Source organism: Streptomyces sp. NPDC049577 (assembly GCF_040675635.1).
Lineage (GTDB): Bacteria > Actinomycetota > Actinomycetes > Streptomycetales > Streptomycetaceae > Streptomyces.
This window is the reverse complement of the sequence record NZ_JBFAPH010000546.1, coordinates 1-2,399: the sequence shown is the minus strand read 5'-3', so window position 1 is coordinate 2,399 and position 2,399 is coordinate 1. Positions and strand designations below refer to the sequence as shown.

Genomic DNA, 2,399 nt, shown 5'->3' with positions numbered 1-2,399 from the left:
CGAACTGCGCCGGTGCGCCCCCGGGCGCACGCCCGTCGAGATGCCGGGCGGCCTCACGCTCGCCCCGGACCGCGACCTCGACTGGCTCGCCACGGCCGACCTGGTCGTCGTCCCCGGCGTCGAGGACCACCTGGCCCCCGTACCCGAACCCGTCCTCGACGCACTGCGCCGGGCGCATGCCGCCGGCACCCCCGTCGCCTCCCTGTGCGGCGGCGCGTTCGTCCTCGCCCAGGCCGGACTGCTCGACGGACGCCGCGCGGTCACCCACTGGAACCTCACACCGCTCCTGGCCGCCACCCACCCCACCATCGAGGTGGTCCCCGACGCGCTGTTCATCGAGGACGGCGGCATCTGGACCGCGGCCGGGGTCGCCGCCGGCATCGACCTCTGCCTGCACCTCGTCCGCACCGCGCACGGTGCCGAGGCCGCGGCGACCATCGCCCGCGCCATGGTCACCGCACCCTTCCGCACGGGCACCCAGGCCCAGTTCATTGAGCACCGCGCTCCCACCACCCCGGACGGCGACGCCGACGGCACAGCCGCCGGCGTGCTGGCGCTCGTCCGCGAACGGGCGCTCCGCCGGCTCTCCGAGCCGCTTACCGTCGCCGACCTGGCCGGCTGGGCCGGCATGTCCCCGCGCTCCTTCGCCCGCCACTTCACGGCCGGCACGGGCACGACTCCCATCCAGTGGCTGCTCGACCAGCGCATCGCCGCCGCCCAGCAGCTCCTCGAACGCACGGCCCTCCCGATGCCCGAGATCGCCCGCCGGTGCGGCTTCGGCAGCGAGGTCACGATGCGCCAGCACTTCGCGGCCCGCCTCGCCACCAGCCCGCGCGACTACCGCCGCGCGTTCCGGGCTGCCGGCTGAGCGGGCCGCGGGGCGGGGACGCTGCTCCGGCGGGCCGACGGCCCGTCGGCCCCTCGGACCGTCGGTCTGTGTCAGGCCGGCTCCAGGAGCCCGATCGCCCGGTACGCCGCGTCGACGGTGGGCCTGGCCAGCTCCCGGGCCCGCTCGGCACCAGCCCGCAGCACCGCGTCCACGGCCGCCGGATCGGCCGCCAGCTCCGCGTGCCGCTCCCGCAGCGGCCGCAGGGCCTCCACGACAGCCTCCGCCGTGTCCTTCTTCAGCGCCCCGTACGAGCTGAACCCGCCGGCCAGCTCCGCGGGCGTGCCGTCACCGGTACAGGCGGCGAGGATCTCCAGCAGATTGGCCACGCCCGGCTGCGCCTCACGGTCGTACGCGACCTCGCTCCCGCTGTCCGTCACCGCACGCATCACCTTCTTGCGCACCACGTCCGGCTCGTCGAGCAGATAGACGATGCCCGACGTCTCCGCGTGGGACTTCCCCATCTTCGAGGTCGGGTCCTGCAGATCCATCACCCGGGCGGCGACGGCCGGCAGTACCGCCTTGGGCACGGTGAACGTGTGCCCGTACCGCTGGTTGAACCGCACGGCCAGGTCGCGCGTGAGTTCCACGTGCTGCGCCTGGTCGTCGCCCACGGGGACCTCGTCCGCGTTGTAGGCGAGGATGTCGGCCGCCATGAGGGCCGGATAGGTGAGCAGGGACAGCCGTACGCTGCCGCCGGTGGCCCGCTCCCGTGCGGATTTCTCCTTGTACTGGATCATGCGGCGCATCTCGCCGTCCGTGGCCGTGCACTCCAGGAGATAGGAGAGCCGTGTGTGCTCGTCGACGTGGCTCTGCACGAACAGCGTGCAGAGGGCGGGGTCGAGCCCGGCGGCCAGGAACAGGGTCGCCGCCTGACGGCTGAGCCTGCGGACCCGGGCGGGGTCGTGATCGACGGTCAGGGCGTGCAGGTCGACGACGCAGAACAGTGCGTCGGCGCGGTGCTGGTCGACCTCGACCCACTGCCGCACGGCGCCGAGGTAGTTGCCCAGGGTCAGATGGCCGGTGGGCTTGACGCCGCTGAAGATGCGAGTCCGGGTCACGCTGCTGCCTCCTCGGTGGATGGACCACCGCCCGGACAGCAAAAACGGCCGCCGAGGCGGCGGCCGTTGGGTGCGTGCGCTGTGCGCGCGAGTGTGCGGGCCGCCGGTCAGGCGGGCCACCACTGCTGGGTCAGCGCATGCTTGGTCATGGGACGACGGTAGCCCCGCAAAGTCCCTTGCGCCACCGGTTTGATGGCGCGTACGGGCTCGTGTACAGTTCTTCGGGTTGCTCCGGCGTCCCCTACGGGGCCCGGGCGACACTTCGAGCCGCACCGGCGGCATCCACTACTGCACGGCCCCTGAACGGGATGGATTTCGGCATGCCGAAATTCCGGAACGGACTTCGATTAGGAGTCACCGGGGAAATCCGCTAAAGTAGTGATCACGCCGGAAGGCGCGAAAAACCCCGCTCCAACAGGGGGCCGGAAACGGAATCCGAACCGGAAACGGAA

Annotated in this window: 2 protein-coding genes; one reads left to right on the top strand and one right to left on the bottom strand. The window is 72.4% G+C overall.

Going from position 1 to position 2,399, the window contains the following annotated elements; all coding sequences use genetic code 11:
- The coding region (locus AB0K09_RS32405) for a helix-turn-helix domain-containing protein (RefSeq protein WP_366068974.1) at positions 1–868 on the top strand (868 nt) is incomplete at its 5' end.
- Between the two features lie 71 nt (positions 869–939).
- Here the strand turns inward: AB0K09_RS32405 and trpS are convergent.
- Entirely contained in the window at positions 940–1,947 is a 1,008-nt protein-coding gene (gene trpS, locus AB0K09_RS32400; protein WP_366068973.1) for a tryptophan--tRNA ligase, read from the bottom strand.
- Positions 1,948–2,399 lie beyond the last annotated feature (452 nt).